The 22,370-nt window shown below is 74.6% G+C and carries 2 protein-coding genes; both read right to left on the bottom strand.

Annotation, left to right across the window (positions count from 1 at the left end; translation table 11 throughout):
• On the bottom strand, window positions 1-5,708 hold a 5,708-nt coding region (locus ACZ7FF_RS43030; RefSeq protein ID WP_470819958.1), incomplete at its 3' end, for an SDR family NAD(P)-dependent oxidoreductase.
• A gap of 65 nt (window positions 5,709-5,773) precedes the next feature.
• Window positions 5,774-22,351 carry a type I polyketide synthase gene (locus tag ACZ7FF_RS43025; protein WP_470819956.1) on the bottom strand — a complete coding sequence of 5,526 codons (16,578 nt, stop codon included), beginning with the start codon at window positions 22,349-22,351 and terminating at the stop codon, window positions 5,774-5,776.
• Window positions 22,352-22,370: the final 19 nt, after the last annotated feature.

Raw genomic sequence — 22,370 nt, 5'->3', positions numbered from 1 at the left:
TGCGCCGCCCAGTGCATCGCCACCAGCGACGACGAACACGCCGTGTCCACCGTCACCGCCGGACCCTCAAGCCCCAACGTGTACGACACACGGCCCGAAGCGATGCTGGGCGCACTTCCGTTGGCCCGGAAGCCCTCGAACTGCTCGTGCTCCAGAAGGTCCCGGTAGTCGGTGTACATCACGCCCGCGAAGACGCCGGTCCGGCTGCCCCGCAGCGACACCGGATCGATACCCGCCCGCTCGAACGCCTCCCACGTCGTCTCCAACAGCAGACGCTGCTGAGCATCCGTCGCCAACGCCTCACGCGGACTCATCCCGAAGAAGTCGGCGTCGAAGTCACCCGCGCCATAAAGGAAACCGCCCGCCCGCGCGAACGACTCCCCCTCCACACTCCACCCACGGTCCGAGGGAAACGCACCCACCGCGTCCCCACCCTCGGACACCAACCGCCACAGATCCTCCGGCGACTCGACGCCACCCGGATAACGGCACGCCATACCCACGATCACCACGGGGTCGTCGGCCACCACAGCACTCACCGGCACAAGCCCCGCCGACTCCGCCTCCCCACCGAACAACTCGTCCAGCAGGAGGCTCACAACGGCCTCCACCGAGGGGTGGTCGAACACGACGGTGGCGGGCAGTCGCAGGCCGGTGGCCTTGCCCAGGCGGTTGCGGAGTTCGACCGCGGTCAGCGAGTCGAAGCCGAGATCCTGGAAGGCGCGGGTGGGCTCGACGTGGGTCGGGTCGGAGTGGCCGAGCACAAGGGCGGCCTGGCCGCGTACGAGGTCGAGAAGGACTTCACGTCGTTCGTCGGCCGCCAGGCGGGAGAGGGTCTGGGCGAGACCTGCCGTCGCGGTCGGGTCGGCTGCCGCCGCCCGGCGGATCCGCCTGCCCGGCGGCACGAGTCCGCGGAGCATCCCGTGGACCTCGTCCTGCGTCCGCAGGGCGGCGAGGTCGAACCGTACGGGCAGGACCACGGCCTCGGGCACGCGCAAGGCCGCGTCGAAGAGTGTCGCTCCTTCCGTCGGCGTCAGCTCCGGCATGCCCGTACGGGCGATGCGCTGGACGTCGGTCTCGGACAGGGTGCCGATCATGCCGCCGTCACGCGTCCAAGGGCCCCAGGCCAGGGACAGTCCCGGGAGTCCGAGGGTGCGCCGGTGCCGGGCCAGGGCGTCCAGGAAGGTGTTGCCGGCCGCGTAGTTGGCCTGGCCGGGGCCGCCGAAGGTGCCCGAGACGGAGGAGAAGAGGACGAAGGCCGTGAGGTCGAGGTGGCGTGTCGCCTCGTGGAGGTTCCAGGCCGCGTCGACCTTGGGCCGCAGCACGGTGGCCAGCCGCTCGGGCGTGAGCGAGGTGACGACACCGTCGTCGAGCACGCCCGCGGTGTGGACCACGGCCCGTACCGGATGACGAGCGACCAGTTCCGCGACCGCGTCGCGATCGGCCACGTCACATGCCTCAATGCAGGCCTCGGCCCCCAACTCCGCCATTTCAGCGATGAGTTCGGCCGCACCTTCGGCCGCCGGACCGCGCCTGCTGACCAGCAGCAGGTTCCGCACACCGTGCTCCGTCACGAGCTGCCGGGCGATCACCCGGCCCAGACCGCCGGTGCCGCCGGTGACCAGTACCGTGCCGTCCCAGACCGGAGCCTGAGACGCATCGGTGGCTGCCGCACGCGCCAGCCGCGGAGCCAGCACTTCACCGCCACGGACCGCGAGCTGCGGCTCGTCCAGGGCGAGCGCGGACTCCAGGAGGCCGGACGCCTCGTCGCCGTCGAGGTCCACCAGCGCGAACCGGCCCGGGTTCTCCGACTGCGCGGACCGCACCAGGCCCCACACCGCGGCACCGGCCAGGTCCTCACCGGTCGTCGCCCCGTGCGTGACGAACACGAGACGGGACCCGGAGGAGCGGTCGCCGGCGAGCCACGCCTGCACCAGTTCCAGCACGCGTGCCGTCAGCGCGTGCACCGAACCCACCACCGCACCCGGGTCGGAGAGCACCGCCCGGACCACCACCACGTCGGGGGCGTCGGCGGCCAGCGCGTCGAGGGCCGCCGGCTCCGGGGCCACCTCCACGTGCGCGACCGTCGCTCCGGGGTCCGGTACCCGGGCCCAGTCGACCACGAACAGGTCGTCGCGACGGGCCGCGGGCGCCGCGTCGGCGGAGACCGGGCGCAGGATGAGGGAGCCGATCGTGGCGACGGCGCCACCTGCCTGGTCGGCCACGGCGACGGAGACGGAGTCCTCGTCGGTGCGGCGGACCCGTACCCGTACGGCGGAGGCGCCCGAGGCGTGCAGTGTGGCCCGCTCCCACGAGAACGGGACCACACCGCGGGACATGCCGTTGAACGCGGTGACGTGCAGCGCGGCGTCCAGCAGCGCCGGGTGCAGGCCGAACGGACCGCCGTCGGCCCCCTCGGGGAGCCCGACCTCGGCGAACACGTCGTCGCCCAGCCGCCAGGCGGAGCGCAGGCCCTGGAAGACGGGACCGTAGCCGAAGCCGCCCCGCGCCATGGCGGCGTAGAGATCGGTGAGGTCCACGGGCTCGGCACCCGCGGGGGGCCACACCGAGGTGTCGAAGTCCGTGGCCGTCGTCTCCCCCGGTGCCGCGGGGGACGGCGCCAGCACGCCGGTCGCGTGCTGGGCCCATGCCTGGTCGGTGGCTCCTTCGAGCCGCGAGCGGACGCTGACGGTTCTGCGGCCGGCTTCGTCGGCAGGGCCGATCTGGAGCCGCAGGTGCACGCCCCCGGACGCAGGCAGGACGAGGGGCGCGGCGAGGGTCAGCTCCTCCACGGTTCCGCAGCCGACCTCGTCGGCGGCGCGAACGGCGAGTTCCAGGAAGGCCGTGCCCGGCAGCAGCACCTGCCCCATCACCACGTGGTCCGCGAGCCAGGGGTGGGTCTGGGCCGACAGGCGGCTCGTGAACAGCACGGCGTCGCCGTCGGACAGTTCGACGGAGGCGCTGAGCAGCGGATGGTCCGCCGTTTCCAGACCGGCGGACCGGATGTCGCCGTCGCGGGCCGGGGAGGGATTCGGCCAGTAGCGCCGGTGCTGGAATGCGTACGTGGGCAGGTCGACAGGTCGGGCGCCGGTGCCGGTGAAGAGGGCCGCCCAGTCGACCTTCACACCGTCCACGTACAGGCGCGCAAGCGCCTGGAGAGCGGTCGTCTCCTCGTCCTGGTTCTTGCGGAGTACGGCGGCGAACACCGCGTCGGCGGACTCGGCGGCCATGGCGGTCAGGACGGCGTCCGGGCCCAGCTCCAGGAAACGGGTCACGCCCGCGTCGGAGAGCGTGCGGATGCCGTCGGCGAAGCGCACCGCCTCACGGACGTGCCGCACCCAGTACTCCGGAGAGCCCAGGTCGTCGGCGACCGCGCCGGTCAGGTTCGACACCACCGGGATGACCGGATCCGCGAAGGACAGCCCCTCCACCACCTGGCGGAAGCCCTCCAACATCGGGTCCATCAGCGGAGAGTGGAAGGCGTGCGACACCCGCAGACGGGTCGCCTTACGACCCTCGAAGCGGGCACGGATCTCCTCCACCGCCTCCTCGGCGCCGGACACGACCACCGAGTTCGGGCCGTTGACGGCCGCGATCGACACCGACCCGCCCAACAGCGGCCGTACTTCATCCTCGGTCGCCTGGAGAGCGAGCATCGCTCCGCCCTCCGGCAGCGCCTGCATCAGCCGACCACGCGCCGCCACCAACGCACACGCATCCGCCAGCGAGAACACGCCCGCCACATGCGCGGCCGCCACCTCACCGATCGAATGCCCCGCCACGAAGTCCGGCCGCACACCCAGCGATTCAGCAAGCCGGAACAGCGCCACCTCTACGGCGAACAGCCCCGCCTGCGCGTACACCGTCTGGTTGAGCAGCTCCTCGCTCTCCCCCCAGACGACTTCTCGGACCGGCCGCTCCAGGTGCTCGTCCAACCCCGCACACACCGCGTCGAACGCCTCCGCGAACACCGGGAAACGACCGTACAACTCACGTCCCATGCCCAGCCGTTGCGAACCCTGCCCCGAGAAAAGGAACGCGATCTTGCCGGGCCGTGAGACGCCCTGGGCGGTCGGGTGGCCGTCCAGGAGGACGGCTCGGTGGTCGAGGACCGCGCGGCCGGTGGCCAGGGTCAGGCCGATGTCCGCCGGGCGGGCTTCGGGGTGTCGCGCCGTGTGGGCGAGCAGGCCCGCGACCTGGTCGCGCAGGGCGTCCTCGGTCCGGCCGGAGACGATCCACGGCACCACGCCCGGGGCCGCCGGGGCCTCGTTCTCGTCCTCGGGGGTGGGCGCCTGCTCGGCCTGTTCGAGTACGACGTGTGCGTTGGTGCCGCTGATGCCGAAGGCGGAGACGCCGGCGCGGCGCGGGTGGTCCGTGGTGGGCCAGTCGGTGCGTTCGGTGAGCAGCCGTACGGCGCCCGCCCTCCAGTCGACGTGCGAGGTGGGCTCGTCCACGTGGAGGGTCTTGGGCAGGACGCCGTGGCGGAGGGCCATGACCATCTTGATGACGCCCGCGGCGCCGGCGGCGGCCTGGGTGTGGCCGATGTTCGACTTGATGCCGCCGAGCAGCAGCGGGTGTTCCTCCGGCCTGTCCCTGCCGTATGTCGCCAGCAGGGCCTGGGCCTCGATGGGGTCGCCGAGCGCGGTGCCGGTGCCGTGCGCTTCGACGGCGTCGATCTGGTCGGGGGTGAGGCGTGCGTTGGCGAGTGCGGCGTCGATGACCCGCTGCTGGGAGGGGCCGTTGGGGGCGGTGAGGCGGCTGCTGGCGCCGTCCTGGTTGACCGCGGTGCCGCGGATGACGGCGAGGACCTCGTGGCCGTTGCGGCGGGCGTCGGAGAGGCGTTCGACGAGGAGGACGCCGACGCCTTCGGCCCAGGAGGTGCCGTCGGCGGCTTCGGCGAAGGGCTTGCAGCGGCCGTCGGGGGCGAGGCCGCGCTGGCGGGAGAACTCGGTGAACAGTCGGGGTGTCGGCATGACGGCGACGCCTCCGGCGACGGCCATGCCGCATTCGCCGGCCCGCAGGGCGCGGACGGCGAGGTGGAGGGCGACGAGGGCGGAGGAGCAGGCGGTGTCGACGGTGACGGCGGGGCCTTCGAGGCCGAGGGTGTAGGCGATGCGGCCGGAGAGGACGCTGACGGCGCCGCCGGTCAGCAGGTGGCCCTCGGTCTCGTCGGTCTGCCGGGCGAGCGATCCGTAGTCGGTGTCGGCGCCGCCGATGAAGACGCCGGTCTGGCTGCCGCGCAGGGAGGCCGGGTTGATCCTGGCGTGCTCGACGGCCTCCCAGGCGGTTTCCAGCAGCAGTCGCTGCTGGGGGTCCATGGCGAGGGCTTCCCGGGGTGCGATGCCGAAGAGGTCCGCGTCGAAGTCGGCGACGGCGTCGAGGAAGCCGCCGTGGCGGACGTAACTCTTCCCGGGGGTGCCCGGGTTGGGGTCGTAGAGCCCTTCGGTGTCCCATCCGCGGTCCTGGGGGAGTTCACCGATGGCGTCGGTGCCGTCGGCGACGAGCCTCCACAGGCCTTCGGGGGAACGGACGCCGCCGGGGTAGCGGCAGGCCATGCCCACGATGGCGATCGGCTCGCTGTCGCGTGCCTCGACGGACTCCAGCCGCTGCTTGGTGCGCCGCAGGTCCGCGGTGACCTTCTTGAGGTAGTCGCGGAGCTTGTCCTCGGAGGAACCGGAGCCGGAGGCCGTGGGTGCCGTGGGTGCCATGGGTGGGAGAACCTCGCAGTCGGGAAGGGGTGGCGCGGGTCGTGCTGGTGGTCGGCTGGGCTCTGTCAGGCGAGGCCGAGTTCCTTGTCGATGAGGTCGAACATCTCGTCGTCGGTGGAGGCCGCGAGATCGGCGTCGGTGCCGTCGCCGTCCTCGTCCCCGGTTTCCGCTCCGCCGGCGTCGAGCTTCCATTGCAGTGCCTTGAGACGGGTGGCGAGCCGGGCGCGGCTCTCGGCGTCCAGGTCGGCGGCCGACACGGCGTTCTCCAGTGCGTCGAGTTCCGTGAAGAGCGAGGGAGCCGTGTCGTCGGCGCCGGTTGCCGTCTCCAGCTGCCCGCGCAGGAAGCGGGCGAGGGCGAGGGGGGTGGGGTGGTCGAAGACGGCCGTGGTGGGCAGGCGCAGGCCCGTGTCGGCGTTGAGGCGGTTGCGTACTTCCACCGCGGTGAGCGAGGACATGCCGAGGTCGAGGAAGCCTCGTTCGGGTTCGACCGCCTCGGCGGAGCCGTGGCCCAGGACGCTCGCCACGTGTCCGCCGATCATGTCGAGCAGCAGTGCTTCGCGGCGGGTGTCGCTCAGGCCGGCCAGGCGGCCCCTCAGCTCGTGCCCGGCGGGCCGCCGCTCGTCCGCGACGGCGCCGTCGGCCGCCCTGCGCAGGGGGGTACGACGGGCCGTGAGGGCGCGCAGCAGCGGCGGTACGTCGCCGGACGCGGCGATGGCGGGCAGGTCGAGCCGGACGGGTACCAGGAGGGCACGGTCGACGGCGGCGGCGGCGTCGAGCAGGCCCAGTCCCTGGTCCGTCGACAGCGGCAGCATGCCGGAGCGTGCGAAGCGGGCGACATCCACGGGGTTCAGCGTGGCCGTCATTCCACTGGAATCTCCCCAGTATCCCCAGGCGAGCGAGACGGCGGGCAGCCCCTGTGCGCGGCGGTGCTGGGCGAGGGCGTCGAGGTAGGCGTTGGCGGCCGCGTAGTTGGCCTGGCCCATGCCGCCCATGACCCCGGCGAACGAGGAGAACACCACGAAGGCGGAGAGTTCCGCGTCGCGGGTCAGCTCGTGCAGGTTCCAGGCGGCTTGCGCCTTGGGCCGCCAGACGTTTTCGAGGTGCTGCGGGGTCAGGCTCTCCAGGAGGCCGTCCTCCAGGACGCCGGCCGCGTGGACCACTGCGGTCAGCGGGTGTGCGTCGGGGATGGCCGCGAGCAGCTCGGCGAGCCGGTCGCGCTCGGCCGCGTCGCAGGCGGCGACGGTGACCTCGGCGCCCCTGCGGGTGAGTTCGTCGCGCAGGGCGTCGGCGCCGGGTGCGGCCGGGCCCCGGCGGCCGGTGAGCAGCAGGTGGCGTACACCGTGCCGTCGGACCAGGTGGCGGGCGAGCAGTCCGCCGAGGGTTCCGGTGCCGCCGGTGATGAGCACGGTGCCTTCGCCGTGGGCGTCCCATTCCCAGCCGGTGTGGCCTTCGGTGGCCGTGGCCCGGTGCAGTCGGGGGACGGTCACCGTGCCGGTCCGGAGGGCCAGTTGGGTCTCCCCGGTGGCGGCCGCGGAGGCGACGGCGGCGGCGAGGACGCGTTCGGAGGCCGCGTCGCCGTCGGTGTCGACCAGGAGGAAGCGGCCGGGGTGTTCGGACTGCGCGGAGCGGACGAGGCCGCGCGCGGCGGCGTGGACGGGGGCGGGGACGTCGTCGTCCGGGGTGGTGGGCACGGCGTTGCCGGTGACCAGGACGAGCCGGGAGTCGGTGAGCCGCGGGTGCCGCAGCCATTCCTGGATGAGGTGCAGCAGTTCTTGTACGGCTGCGGGGTCGGCGCCGGGCGCGGTGTCCGGGTCGAGGCGCAGCAGTACGGTCCCGGGTGCGCGGGCTGGTCCTTCCGGGTTTTGGAGCAGGGCGCGCAGGGTGGCCGGGGCGGCGTGGAGGACGGGTTCCGGGGCGGTGCGGGTGTCCGGGTCGGTCCAGGTGGTCCACTCGGTCCATTCGGTGTGGAACAGCGCGTCGTCGGCCGTCGTCGTGGCCGCCGTGAGCTGTTCGTGCGAGAGCGGCCGGGTGGACAGGGAGTCGACGGTCAGGACGGGGGCGCCGGTGGGGTCGGTGGCCGTCACGGTGACGGTGCCGTCGTCCGTGCGGGTCAGGCGTACGCGCAGTCCGGCGGCGCCGACGGCGGTCAGGGAGAAGCCCTGCCAGGCGACGGGCAGCCCGGCGGTGCCGTCGGCGGCCATGGACTCGATCGCGCACACGGACTGCAGCAGGCCGGGGTGGACCCGGAAGCGGGCGGCGTCCGTGCGGTCCTCGTGGGGCACTGCCACTTCGGCGAAGGTCTCCTGGCCCCGCCGCCACATGGCGCGCACGGTGCGGAAGAGCGGGCCCGGGGCGTAGCCCTGGGCGGCGAGCGCGGTGTACGCCGTTTCGGTGTCGACGGGTTGTGCGTCCTTCGGTGGCCAGGCCGTGAGGTCCTGGTGTGCGGGTGCGGGTGTGTCGGCGGACAGGGTGCCGGTCGCGTGGCGGGTCCAGGGTGTGCCGGGTTCCGCTCCCCCAGGGCGGGCGAACACCGTCAGCGGGCGTGTCCCGGACGTCTCGTCGGCTTCGCCGACGGTCACCTGGAGGTCGGCCGTGGCGCCCTCGGGCAGGACCAGCGGGGTGTGCTGGGTGAGGGTGTCGATGCTCGCGCAGCCTGCTTCGTCGGCCGCGCGTACCGCCCATTCGGTGAGCGCGGTGCCCGGCACCACGGTCGTGCCGTGGACGCGGTGTCCGGCGAGCCAGGGGTGGCTGCGCTCGCCGATCGTGCCGGTGAGGACGACCGTGCCGGGGCCGTCGGCGAGGTGGACGGCCGTGTCCAGGCCGGACGGGTCGGCCGGCCGTCCGGCGGCGGTCCGCGGTGCGGCGTCCAGCCAGTGGCGGCGCCGCTGGAAGGCGTACGTCGGCAGGTCCACGGCGTGGCCGCCGGCGACGGTCGCGGTCCAGTCGACGCGTACGCCGTGCACGTGGGCCTCGGCGAGCGACGTCAGGATCCGGAGCGGGCCGCCGTCGGCGCGGCGGATGGTGCCGATGGCGACCGCGTCGGCCTCGGCGGCGGCGACGGTGTCCTCGATGCCGGTGAGGAGCACGGGGTGCGGGCTGGACTCGACGAAGGCGTCGTGGCCCTGCCGGAGCAGCGTGCGCAGCGCGTCCTCCAGCCGGACGGTGCGCCGGAGGTTCTCGTACCAGTAGTGGGCGTCGAGGGGGGTGTCCTCGTCGATCCACTCTCCGGTGACCGTGGAGAGGAACGGGACACGGGTGCGGCGGGTCTCGATTCCGGACAGGTCGGTGAGGAGCCGGGTGCGGATGCGTTCGACCTGCGCGGAGTGCGAGGCGTAGTCGACGGGGATCCTCTTCGCGCGTACGCCGTCCTCGGTGCAGGCGGCGACGAGGGCGTCGAGTGCGTCGGGTTCGCCGGAGACGACGACGCTCGCGGGTCCGTTGACGGCGGCGACGGAGATCCGTTCGCCCCAGGGCTCCAGCATGCCGAGCACGGTGTCGTGCGGGGCCGCGACCGAGACCATTCCGCCGTGGCCGGAGAGGTCCTCGGCGATGGCGCGGCTGCGCAGGGCGACCACGCGGGCGCCGTCGTCGAGGGAGAGGGCGCCGGCGACACAGGCCGCCGCGATCTCGCCCTGGGAGTGGCCGAGGACCGCCGCGGGTTCGGCGCCGTGCGCGCGCCAGACCTCGGCGAGCGCGACCATCACGGCCCACAGGACGGGCTGGGCCACGTCGACCCGGTCGAGTGGGGGTGCGTCCGGCGTGCCGCGGAGCACGCCGGTGAGGGACCAGTCGGTGTGCGGGTCGAGTGCCTGCTCGCACTCCGTGATGCGCCGGGCGAACGCCGGTGCGGTGTCGAGGAGTTCGGCGCCCATGCCGGCCCACTGGGAGCCCTGGCCGGGGAAGACCAGGACGGGCTTGCGGTCGCGGCCCGCGGTGTGCCGTCCGGTGACGAGGCCGGGTACCGGGGTGCCGTCGGCGAGGGCGTGCAGGGCGGTGCGCAGGGTGTCGTGGTCCGCGCCGGTCACGACGGCGCGGTGTTCGAGGAGCGAGCGCCTGCTGACGAGGGACGCGGCGATGTCCCGGGCGGCGGCGCCCTGCCCGGCGGGCGTGTCCAGGTGGGTGAGGAGTGCCCGGGCCTGGCCGCGCAGGGCGGGGGCGCTGCGGGCGGAGAGCAGCCAGGGCAGGGGCTGGGCGGCCGGGTTCGTGAGGCCGGGGGCGGTGGCCGGGGCCGCGGCGCTGGGGTTCGCGCCGGACGGGGGCTCGGGCGCGGTGGTCTCCGGTCCCTCCTCCAGGATGATGTGGGCGTTGGTGCCGCTGATGCCGAACGAGGAGACGCCGGCCCGGCGCGGGCGGTCGTCGTGCGCCGGCCAGGGTTCGGCCCGGTCGAGCACGCGTACGGCCCCGGCGGACCAGTCGACGTGCCGGGTGGGCGTGTCGATGTGGAGGGACTGGGGTAGCAGGCCGTTGCGCAGGGCGAGGACCATCTTCATCACTCCGGCGACGCCGGCCGCCGCCTGGGTGTGGCCGAGGTTGGACTTGATGGAGCCCACCCGCAGGGGTTCGTCCGCGGATCGCTGCCGGCCGTAGGTGGCGAGCAGGGCCTGGGCCTCGATCGGGTCGCCGAGCCGGGTGCCGGTGCCGTGCGCCTCGACGGCGTCGATGTCGGCGGCCGTGAGGCCGGCGGCGGTGAGGGCCTGGTGGATGACCCGCTGCTGGGCGGGCCCGTTGGGGGCCGACATGCCGTTGGAGGCGCCGTCCTGGTTGACGGCGGAGCCGCGTACGACCGCCAGCACCCGGTGCCCGTTGCGCTGCGCGTCGCGGAGGCGTTCGACGACGAGGAGCCCGGCGCCCTCGGCGAAGCCGGTGCCGTCGGCGGCGTCGGCGAACGGCTTGCAGCGGCCGTCGGCGGCCAGCCCGCGCTGCCGCGAGAAGTCGACGATGATCATGGGCGAGGACATGACGGTGACGCCGCCCGCGAGGGCGAGCGTGCACTCGCCCTGCCGCAGCGCCTGTACGGCCATGTGGAGGGCGACCAGGGAGGAGGAGCAGGCGGTGTCGACGGTGACGGCGGGGCCCTCCAGGCCCAGGGTGTAGGCGACCCGGCCCGAGGCGACGCTGTCGGCGTTGCCGTTGTTGACGTATCCGGCGAGGGCCTCGGGGATGTCGGCGCCGCGTGCCATGTAGTCGCTGGAGGAGAGTCCGGCGAACACCCCGGTGCTGCTGCCGCGCAGGGATCTCGGGTCGATGCCGGCCCGTTCGACGGCCTCCCAGGCGGTCTCCAGCAGGATCCGCTGCTGCGGGTCCATGGCCGTGGCCTCGTTGGGGCTGATGCCGAAGAAGTCCGCGTCGAAGTCGGCGGCGTCGTGCAGGAAGCCGCCTTCGAGGGTGCGGGAGGCGTCGGGGTGGTCGGGGACGGAGTCGTAGAGACCGTCGAGGTCCCAGCCGCGGTCGGTGGGGAAGCCGCCGATGGCGTCGGTGCCGGTGGACAGCAGCTTCCACAGGTCCTCGGGGGTGCGGACGCCTCCGGGGTAGCGGCAGGCCATGCCGACGATGGCGATCGGCTCGTCGGCGCGCGGCGGTGTCCCGGTATCCGTGGAGGGGCGTGCCGGTGCGGCGGTCCCGTCGGAGAGCAGGGTGGCGAGGTGCTCGGCCAGTTCCACGGGGGTCGGGTAGTCGAAGACCAGGGTGGCGGGCAGCCGCAGTCCGGTGGCCGTGGCGAGCCGGTTGCGGAGTTCGACGGCGGTCAGGGAGTCGAAGCCGAGCTCGCGGAAGGCCTTTCCGGCGTGGACGTGGTCGGCGCTCGCGTGGCCGAGGACGGCGGCGGCCGCACCGGTGGCGAGGTCCAGCAGCAGCGCCCGGCGTTCGGCTGCGGGCAGCCCGGCCAGTCGTTCGCGCAGTCCGCCGCCGCCGGCCGCCGTCGCGGGTTCCACGGTGCGGCGGGCCGGTCCGCGGTACAGGGCCCGCAGCAGGGGCAGGAGGGTGGACCGGTCGCGGGTGCGCAGCAGCCGGTCGTCCAGCGGCGCGGGGACGAGCAGGGCGCGGCGGGCGGCGAGGGCGGCGTCGAACAGGGTGAGGCCGTCGCGGGTGGACAGCGGCAGGGCGCCGGTGTTCCGGGCCCGGGCCAGGTCGCCGTCGCCGAGGTGCCGGGTCATGTCGCTCGCCTGGTCCCACAGGCCCCAGGCGAGGGCGGTGGCGGGCAGGCCCCGGACCTGGCGGTGCCGGGCGAGGGCGTCGAGGAAGGTGTTGGCGGCGGCGTAGTTGCCCTGGCCGGCGTTGCCGAACACGCCGGCCGCGGAGGAGAACAGCACGAGGTCGGCGAGGTCGTGGTGCCGGGTCAGTTCGTGCAGGTGCCAGGCCGCGTCGGCCTTGGGGCGCAGCACGGTCCGCAGGCGTTCGGGCGTGAGCGAGGAGACCACTCCGTCGTCGAGGACGCCGGCTGCGTGGACGACGGCGGTCAGCGGCCGGTCGGCGGGTACGGCGGCGAGCAGCCGGGCCAGGTCGTCCCGGTCGGCGGCGTCGCACGCCGCCACCGTGACCCGCGCGCCCGACCGGGCGAGTTCCTCGACCAGTTCGCTTGCGCCTGGGCTGTCGGGGCCCCGGCGGCCCGCGAGCAGGAGGTGCCGTACGCCGTGTTCGGCGACGAGGTGGCGGGCGAGGGCGCGGCCGAGTTCGCCGGTGCCTCCGGTGATCAGGACGGTGCCGTCGGGGTCCCAGGGGCGGGGCACGGTGAGCACGACCTTGCCGGTGTGCCGGGCCTGGGAGACGTACCGGAACGCCTCGGGTGCGTGCCGGACGTCCCAGGCGGTGACCGGCAGGGGGTTCAGCGCGCCCGCCTCGAAGAGGTCGACGAGTTCGCCGAGCATCTCGCCGATGCGCTCGGGTCCGGCCTCCTTGAGGTCGAAGGCGCGGTAGTGGGCGCCGTCGTGGTCCCGGGCGACCGTGGCTGCGTCGCGGATGTCGGTCTTGCCCATCTCGATCAGCCGGCCGCCGGACCGCAGCAGGCGCAGGGACGCGTCGACGTACTCACCGGCCAGGGAGTTGAGGACGACGTCCATGCCGCGGCCGGCGCGGGCGGCGCGGAAGCGGTCCTCGAAGTCGAGGGTGCGGGAGGACGCGAGCCGGTCGGCGGGCCAGCCGTCGGCGCGCAGAAGCCGTTGCTTGGGCTCGCCGGCCGTGCCGTACACCTCCGCTCCCCACAGGCGGGCCAGTTGGGTGGCGGCCATGCCGACGCCGCCCGCGGCCGCGTGGATCAGGACGGACTCGCCCGCGGTGAGGCCGGCGAGGTCGCGCAGCGCGTAGTAGGCGGTGAGGAAGACGACCGGGGTGGCCGCCGCCTGCGCGAACGTCCAGTCGCGCGGGATCCGGACGAGCACCCGGTGGTCGGCGACGGCCAGCGGGCCGAACCCGCCCGTCACCATGCCCATCACCCGGTCGCCCGGGGCGAGCCGGGTGACGTCGGGTGCGACCTCGACGACGACGCCGGCGGCCTCGGAGCCGAGGAACTCGGCTCCGCCCGGGTACATGCCGAGGGTGTTGAGCACGTCGCGGAAGTTCAGGCCCGCCGCACGGACCGCGAGCCGGACCTGCCCGGGCCCCAGGGGGGCCTCGGCGTCGGGGCAGGGGGTCAGGACGAGGTTGTCGACGGTGCCCTTCTCGGGGATGTCCAGCCGCCAGGGGGTGCCGGGGGCGGGCACGGGCAGTGCCGGGGCCTCTTGCGTGCGGGTCAGGCGCGGGGCGAGGGCGGTGCCGTGCCGTAGCGCCAGTTGGGGCTCCTCCCCCGCCGCTGCGCCCGGCAGGGCGCGCCAGGAGGCGGGGTCGTCGTCGAGGTCCGCCAGTGTGATGCGGCCGGGGTTCTCCGACTGGGCCGTGCGGAGCAGCCCCCACAGCGCGGCGCCGGGCAGGTCGCGGACGCCGGCGCCGGGGTCGGCGGCGACCGCGCCCCGGGTGACGACGACGAGTCGCGTGCTGTCGAGGCGGGTGTCGGACAGCCGGCCCTGCAGCCGTTCCAGGATGTGTTCGAGTGCGGCCGCGGCGGCTTCGGGGGCGGTGGCGTGGGGCGGCGCCGGTGGGGCCGCGAGCATGACGAACTCGGGTGCGTCGGCGGCGGGGTCGAGGCCGTCCTGGTGCAGGACGCTCGCTCCCCCTTCGGCGAGGGCCGCCAGTTCGGTGGTGTCCGCCGCCGCGTGGAGTACGGCCCACCGGGCGGCCGGTGCGGCGGCGGGCGTGGGCAGGGGCGTCCACTCCAGGTGGAAGAGGGCGTCACGGACGACGCGTGAGGCGTCGTCGGGGATGCTCAGCGAGCCCGCGGTGACGGGTCGTACGGCCAGGGCGTCGATCGCCGCGACGGGACGGCCCCCGGGGTCGGCCATGAGCACGCTCACGGCCCCGGGTCCGGCCGGGGAGATCCGTACCCGCAGCTCGGTGGCGCCGGTCGCGAAGAGGGTGACGCCGGTCCAGGAGAACGGCAGGCCGGTGCTGCCGTTCTCGTTGTGCAGCGGGCCGAGTCCGCAGGCGTGCAGGGCCGCGTCGAGCAGGGCGGGGTGCATGCCGTAGCGGGCCGCGTCCGGCCGGGCCGTCTCGGGCAGCGCCACGTCGGCGTAGACGTCCTCGCCGAGCCGCCAGGCCGTGCGCAGGCCCTGGAACACGGGTCCGTACGCGTAGCCTTCGGTGCGGAGCGCGGCGTAGTGGTCCTCCCCCGTGGCTACGGGCTCGGCGCCCTGCGGGGGCCAGTCGCCGGGGCCTTCGGGGGTACCGTCGGCGGTCGCGGTGAGCGTGCCGGTGGCGTTGCGGGTCCAGGGGCCGCCGGTGTCGGCGGCCGGACGGGTGTGGACGGTGACCGGTCGCGCGCCGGACTCGTCGGGGGCGCCGACGGAGATCTGCACCTGGACGCCGTCGCTTGCGGGCAGCGGGACGGGTGCGTGCAGGGTGAGTTCGTCCAGCGTGCCGCAGCCGAGTTCGTCGCCGGCCCGGATGACGGCCTCGACGAGGGCGGCGCCCGGCACGATCACGGTGCCGGAGACGGCGTGGTCGGCGAGCCACGGGTGGCTGCGCAGGGACCAGCGGGCGGTCGCCACGAGCCCGTCCTGCTGGGCGAGGGGGAGCGACGCGCCGAGCAGTGGGTGGTCGGGCGAGCCGAGTCCGGCCGAGGTGACGTCGCCGGCCGTTCCGGCGGCCGTGCGGGGCCAGTACGCGCGGTGCTGGAAGGCGTACGTCGGCAGGGCCGCCGCCCGCGGGGCCGTGCCCCCGGCGGCGGTGGCGAAGAAGGCGTTCCAGTCGACGCGGGTGCCGTGGACGCGGGCCTCCGCGAGGGCGAGGAGGAAGCGGTCGGTGCCGCCCTCGTCGCGGCGCAGGGTGCCCGTGGCGGCGGCCGGGGCGCCCGCGGACTCGATGGTCTCCTGCACTCCGGTGGTGACCACCGGGTGCGGGCCGACCTCGATGAACACGCGGTGGCCCGCGTCGAGCAGCGCGCGCGTGGCCCGCTCGAACTCGACGGTGCCGCGCAGGTTGCGGTACCAGTACGCGGCGTCCAGCGTCCGGGTGTCGATGAAGTCGCCGTCGACGGTGGAGCAGAAGGGGATGTCCGCCTGGAGGGGCGCCACGGGGGCGAGGAGGGTGTGGAGTTCGCCCTCGATCCGGGCCACCTGGGCGGAGTGGGAGGCGTAGTCGACGGGGATGCGGCGGGCCCGTACGCCGTCGCGCTCACAGGCGGCGACCAGTTCGTCGAGGGCCTCCGGTTCGCCGGAGACGACGACGGAGCCGGGGCCGTTGACGGCGGCCAGGGAGAGCCGGTCGCCCCAGGACCGCAGCAGTTCCCGGGCCTCGGCGGCGGGCCGGGCGACCGAGACCATGCCGCCCAGGCCCGACAGCGCGGTCAGGGCCCGGCTGCGCAGGGCGACCACGCGGGCGGCGTCGTCCAGGGACAGCGCCCCGGCGACGCAGGCCGCGGCGATCTCGCCCTGGGAGTGGCCGACGACGGCCGCGGGCCTGACGCCGTGGGCCTGCCACAGCTCGGCCAGCGACACCATGACGGCGAACAGCACGGGCTGGACGACGTCGACGCGGTCCAGGGACGGGGCGCCGTCCGCGCCGCGCAGCACGTCCATCAGCGACCAGTCGGTGTACGGGGCGAGCGCGGCGGCGCACTCGGCCATGCGCGCGGCGAACACCGGTGAGGAGCCGAGGAGTTCGAGGGCCATGCCCTCCCACTGGGAGCCCTGGCCGGGGAAGACGAACACGGTCTCCCCGTCGGCTTCGCAGACCGCGTCGCGGACGTTCGCCGCGGCGCGGCCCTCGGCCAGGGCGTCGAGTCCGGTGAGGAAGCCGTCCCGGTCGGCGGCCACGACGGCCGCGCGGTGGTCCATGGCGGTACGGGTGATGGCGAGGGCGCGGGCGACACCGGGCAGGTCCGGGGCCTCGCCCGCGCTCCTGAGATGCGCGGCGAGCCGGCTCGCCTGGGCGCGCAGGGCGTCCGGGCTCTTCGCGGAGAGCATCCACGGGAGGACGGCGGCCTCGGCGGGGCCCGGCCCGACGGCCCTGGCGGGATCCCCGTCGACGGTCTCGACGCCCCCGGCGGGTTCCGGCTCCGGGGCCGCCTCGATGATCACGTGGGCGTTGGTGCCGCTGATGCCGAACGAGGAGACACCCGCGCGGTGCGGGCGGTCCACCTCGGGCCAGGGCATGGCCCCGGTCAGCAGCGCGACGTCCCCCGCCGACCAGTCGACGTGCGGGGACGGCTCGTCGATGTGCAGGCTCCTGGGCAGCTCGCCGTGGAGCAGCGCCAGCACCATCTTCATGACGCCGGCGACACCGGCCGCGGCCTGGGTGTGCCCGATGTTCGACTTCACGGAGCCCAGCAGCAGCGGGCGGCCCGCCGGCCGGTCCTGCCCGTACGTGGCGAGCAGCGCCTGGGCCTCGATCGGGTCGCCGAGCCGGGTGCCGGTGCCGTGCGCCTCGACCGCGTCCACGTCGGCCGTGCCCAGTCCGGCGTCCGCGAGCGCCTGCCGGATGACCCGCTGCTGCGAGGGGCCGTTGGGGGCGGTGAGCCCGTTGCTCGCGCCGTCCTGGTTGACGGCCGTGCCACGGACGACGGCCAGGACCCGGTGCCCGTTGCGTACGGCGTCGGACAGGCGCTCCACCAGCAGCAGTCCGACGCCCTCGGCCCAGCCGGTGCCGTCGGCCGCCGCCGCGAAGGGCTTGCACCGGCCGTCGGGGGCGAGTCCGCGCTGCCGGGAGAAGCCGACGAACACCTGCGGGGTCGACATCACGGTCACACCGCCGGCCAGCGCCAGGCGGCACTCGCCGCGGCGCAGCGCCTGGGCGGCCAGGTGCAGGGCGACCAGCGAGGAGGAGCAGGCCGTGTCGACGGTCACCGCCGGGCCTTCGAAGCCGAACGCGTAGGACACCCGTCCGGAGACCACGCTGGCCGCGTTGCCGGTCATCATGTGCCCGCTGTGGTCGTCCGCCGCGCCGTCCAGGAGGTTCTGGTAGTCCTGGAAGTTGGAGCCGACGAACACCCCGGTGGCGCTGCCGCGCAGCGTGTCGGGGTCGATCCCGGCGCGCTCCACGGTCTCCCACGCGGTCTCCAGCAGCAGCCGCTGCTGGGGGTCCATGGCGAGGGCCTCGCGCGGCGAGATCCCGAAGAAGCCGGCGTCGAACCCGGCCACGTCCGTGAGGAAGCCGCCCTCGTCGACGTAGCTGGTGCCCTCGTGGTCCGGGTCCGGGTGGTAGAGCGCGTCGGTGTCCCAGCCCCGGTCGGCCGGGAAGCCGGACATGCCGTCGGCGCCCTGGGAGAGCAGCTCCCAGAAGGCCTCCGGTGAGTCCACCCCGCCCGGGAAGCGGCAGGCCATCGAGACGATCGCGATGGGTTCGTCGGCGGAGGCGGGGGACGTCGCCGGTACCGGGGCCTCGACGTCGTGCCCGCCGAGCAGTTCGGCGCGCAGCCGGGCGGCGACGGCGACGGCGGTGGGATGGTCGAACAGCAGCGTCGCGGGGAGCGGCAGGCCCGTCGCCGCCGTGAGCCGGTTGCGCAGTTCGACGGCGGTCAGCGAGTCGAATCCCTGGTCGCGGAAGGCCCGGCTGACGTCGACCGTGCCCGGCGAGGCGTGCCCGAGCACCCGCGCGATCTCCTGGCGGAGCAGCTCCAGCAGTACGCGTTCCTGCTCCGCGGTCTCCGGCAGGGCGAGGAGCCGCTCGCGCAGCGCGGAGGCGGCCGGGAGGCCCGGCGTACCGGGGCGGGAGAGCCCGCGCACCTCCGGCAGGTCGCCGATCAGCGGGCTGGGCCGGGCCGCCGTCAGGGACGGGGCCAGCAGCTCCCAGTCGAGGTCGGCGACGGTGAGGCAGGCGGTGCCCCGGGCGACGGCCCGCCGCAGGGCGGCGAGGGCGAGTTCGGGGGCCATGGGGGTCAGCCCGTCGCGGCGCATCCGGCCGGCGAGTGCCGCGTCGTCCGCGGCCATGCCCGCGCCGGCCCAGCTGCCCCAGGCCACGGCGGTGGCCGGGAGGCCCTCGGCGTGCCGGGCCTCGGCCAGGGCGTCGAGAAAGGCGTTGGCGGCCGCGTAGTTGGCCTGGCCGGCGTTCCCCAGCACACCCGTGATCGACGAGAACAACACGAACATCGACAGCTGACGGCCGTCGGCACGCGTCAACTCATCGAGATTGCAGGCCGATTGGGCCTTCGCCCGCAGCACGGACTCGAACCGGCCCACGTCCAGGGAGTCCAGTACGCCGTCGTCCAGGACGCCCGCGGCGTGCACGACACCGCTCAGCGGCGCGTCCGCCGGGACGTCCGCCAGCAGCCGGGCCAGTTCGTCCCGGTCGGCGGTGTCGCAGGCGGCGACGGTGACGCGTACGCCCCGTGCGGTCAGCTCCGCCTCCAGTTCGGCCGCACCGGGAGCCGACGGGCCGCGCCTGCTCACGAGCAGCAGGTGCTCGGCGCCCGCCCCGGCCAGCCAGCGCGCGACCCTCGCGCCCAGGGCGCCCGTACCGCCGGTGACGAGAACGGTGCCGCGCGGAGCGGTCCAGTCCTCCCCGGCGCGGGCCGCGTCCTCGTCGCGGACCGGCACCCGGGTGAGCCGGCGGGCGTAGGCGCCGGACACGCGGACGGCGACCTGGTCCTCCGTCCGGTCGGCGAGGACCGTCACGACCCGTGCCGCGGTGGTGGCGTCGACCACCGGCGGCAGGTCGACGAGTCCGCCCCAGCGGCGCGGGTGTTCCAGCGCGGCGACCCTGCCGAGGCCCCAGATCTGCGCCTGCACGGGGCTGATGGCGTGGTCCGGGCCGCCGACCGCGACGGCCCCCCGGGTCAGACACCAGAGCGGCGCCTCGGCCGCCGTCTCCTCCAGGACCCGTACCAGTTCGGCGGTGGCGGTGAGCCCGCGCGGCACGGCCGGGTGCGCGGTGTGGGGCCGCTCCTCGAACGCCAGGAAGGACAGCACGCCGGACACCGGCCCGTGCTCGGCCAGAGCGGCGGTCACGCGGTCGGCGAGGTCGCCGTCCGCGTCGCCGGAGGCCGTGGTGACGATCACGCGCTCGACGCCCCCGCACCGTTCGGCGAGCCCGTCCAGCAGCGCGACGACGGAGACGTCGTCGGACGCGCCGTCCGGTACGACGGCAAGCCAGCGGGCTTCTTGTGCCGTGCGCGCCGCCGCCGACGTACCACCGCCGATGGCCGTCCAACTGGTCCGGTAGCTCCAGCTGTCGACGGCGGACCGGATCCGCCGTCGGCCGCGCCAGGCGCCGAGAACCGGCAGCAGTCCGTCGAGGGACGCCTCGGCCGTCCCGCCCTCGATCCCGAGCACGGCGGCCGCCGCCTCCAGGTCCCCACGCTCGGCCGCGTCCCAGAACGCGGCCTCCACCGGGTCCTCGCTCGCCCCGGCGGCCACGGCGGAGTGGTCCGCCGGGAGCCAGTAGCGCTGGTGCTGGAAGGCGTACGTGGGCAGGTCGACGGTGGTCGCGCCGAGCGGAGCGAAGAACGCGGCCCAGTCGATGTCGGTCCCGCACGCGTGCAGCCGCGCGAACGCCTCGACGACCGAGGACTCCTCCGTACGTTTCGCACGCAGCGCGGGGACGAGGACGGCCTCGGCTCCCGCGGACTCGGCGGCCATGGCGGTGAGTACACCGTCCGGGCCCAGCTCCAGGAAACGGGTCACGCCCGCGTCGGAGAGCGTGCGGACGGCGTCCGCGAAGCGGACCGCTTCGCGGACGTGGCGCACCCAGTACTCCGGGGAGCCCAGGTCGTCGGCGACCGCGCCGGTCAGGTTCGACACCACCGGGATGACCGGGGCCGCGAAGGACAGCCCCTCCACCACCTGGCGGAAGTCGTCCAACATCGGGTCCATCAGCGGGGAGTGGAAGGCGTGCGACACCCGCAGACGGGACGACTTACGACCCTCGAAGCGGGCGCGGATCTCCTCCACCGCGCCCTCGGCACCAGAAAGGACAAGGGACTTCGGACCGTTGACCGCGGCGATCGACACCGACTCGCCCAACAGCGACCGTACTTCATCCTCAGTCGCCTGGAGAGCGAGCATCGCTCCGCCCTCCGGCAGCGCCTGCATCAGCCGACCACGCGCCGCCACCAACGCACACGCATCCGCCAGCGAGAACACGCCCGCCACATGCGCGGCCGCCACCTCACCGATCGAATGCCCCGCCACGAAGTCCGGCCGCACACCCAGCGATTCAGCAAGCCGGAACAGCGCCACCTCTACGGCGAACAGCCCCGCCTGCGCGTACACCGTCTGGTTGAGCAGCTCCTCGCTCTCACCCCAGACGACTTCTCGGACCGGCCGCTCCAGGTGCTCGTCCAACCCCGCACACACCGCGTCGAACGCCTCCGCGAACACCGGGAAACGACCGTACAACTCACGTCCCATGCCCAGCCGCTGCGAACCCTGCCCCGAGAACAGGAACGCCAGTGGAGCCTTGGCCGCGACTGCGGTGATGTCGGCGTGACCGTCGGTGGCGAGGGTGTCAAGACCGGTCAGGAGGGTGTCGAGGTCGTCGCCGACGACGGCCGCCCGGTGGTCCAGGGCGGCGCGGGTGGTGGCGAGTGAGTGGGCGACGTCCAGCACGGCGGGCTCGGGGCTCCGGCGCAGGTGGTCGGCGAGCGTGGCGGCCTGGGCGCGCAGGGCGGCGGCCGTCCGGGCCGACAGCAGCAACGGCAGCGGACGGGCGGGCTGCTCGGGCGCGGGGACCGGTTCGGCGGTGGGCGGGGCCTGTTCGAGGATGACGTGCGCGTTGGTGCCGCTGACGCCGAAGGAGGACACGGCCGCCCGGCGCGGCCAGGGGTTGTGCGGCCACGGCGTCTCGTCGGTGAGGAGTTCGACGGCCCCCGAGGACCAGTCGACGTGCGGGGACGGCGTGTCGAGGTGCAGGGTCCTCGGGAGGACGCCGTGCCGCATGGCCAGTACGGTCTTCATGACGCCCGCGATGCCCGCGGCGGCCTGGGTGTGGCCGATGTTGGACTTCATCGAGCCGAGCAGCAGCGGGCGGTCGGCGGCGCGGTCCTGGCCGTAGGCGGCGAGGAGTGCCGTCGCCTCGATGGGGTCGCCGAGCCGGGTGCCGGTGCCGTGGGCCTCGACCGTGTCGACCTCGCCCGCGGGCACGCCCGCGTCGGCCAGCGCCCGGCGGATGACGCGCTGCTGGGAGGGGCCGTTGGGGGCGGTGAGCCCGTTGCTCGCGCCGTCCTGGTTGACGGCCGTGCCACGGACGACGGCGAGCACCGGGTGGCCGTTGCGTACGGCGTCGGCGAGGCGTTCGACGAGGATGACGCCCGCGCCCTCGCTCCAGGCGGTGCCGTCGGCCGCGGCGGCGAACGGCTTGCAGCGCCCGTCCGCCGCGAGGCCGCGCTGGCGGGCGAACTCGGTGAACATCTGCGGTGTCGACATCACGGTGACGCCGCCGGCGAGCGCCAGGGTGCACTCGCCGCGGCGCAGGGACTGCACGGCCAGGTGCAGTGCCACGAGGGACGAGGAGCAGGCGGTGTCGACGGTGATCGCGGGGCCTTCCAGGCCGAGCGTGTAGGAGATGCGGCCGGAGGCGACACTGACGGTGTTCCCGGTCAGCACGTGGCCCGCGACCTCGTCGCGCCGCGGTCCGCGGGCACCGGTGTCGTAGCCGCCGTGGCCCGCGCCGACGAACACGCCGGTGCGGCTGCCGCGCAGGGAGGCGGGGTCGATCCGGGCGTGCTCGACGGCCTCCCAGGCGGTCTCCAGCATCAGCCGCTGCTGGGGGTCCATGGCGAGCGCCTCGCGGGGGGAGATGCCGAAGAACTCGGCGTCGAAGTCCCCCGCGCGGTGCAGGAAGCCGCTCTCGCGGGCGTAGGTGGTGCCCTGGCCGGCCGGGTCGGGGTCGTACAGGGCGTCGAGGTCCCAGCCGCGGTCGGCGGGGAACGGGGACACGGCGTCGACGCCGTCGCGGACCAGCCGCCACAGCTCCTCGGGCGAGCGGGCGTCGCCCGGGTAGCGGCATGCCATTCCGACGACGGCGATGGGTTCCCGGCTCCTGTCGTTCGCCTCTCGCAGCTGCTCGCGCGTCTCGTGAAGGTCTGCGATCGCCCGCTTCAAGTAGTCGCGCAGCTTCTGCTCGTTCGACATCGGGATGTCAACCTCTCGAGGTGAGATGCCGGGTTTCCGGCTCAGTCTCACCGCGGTGGACTGCGGTTTT

The sequence above is a fragment of the Streptomyces sp. NPDC037126 genome, from assembly GCF_055605965.1.
Note: the sequence above shows the minus strand (reverse complement) of the source record. Positions and strands in the feature narration are given on the sequence as shown.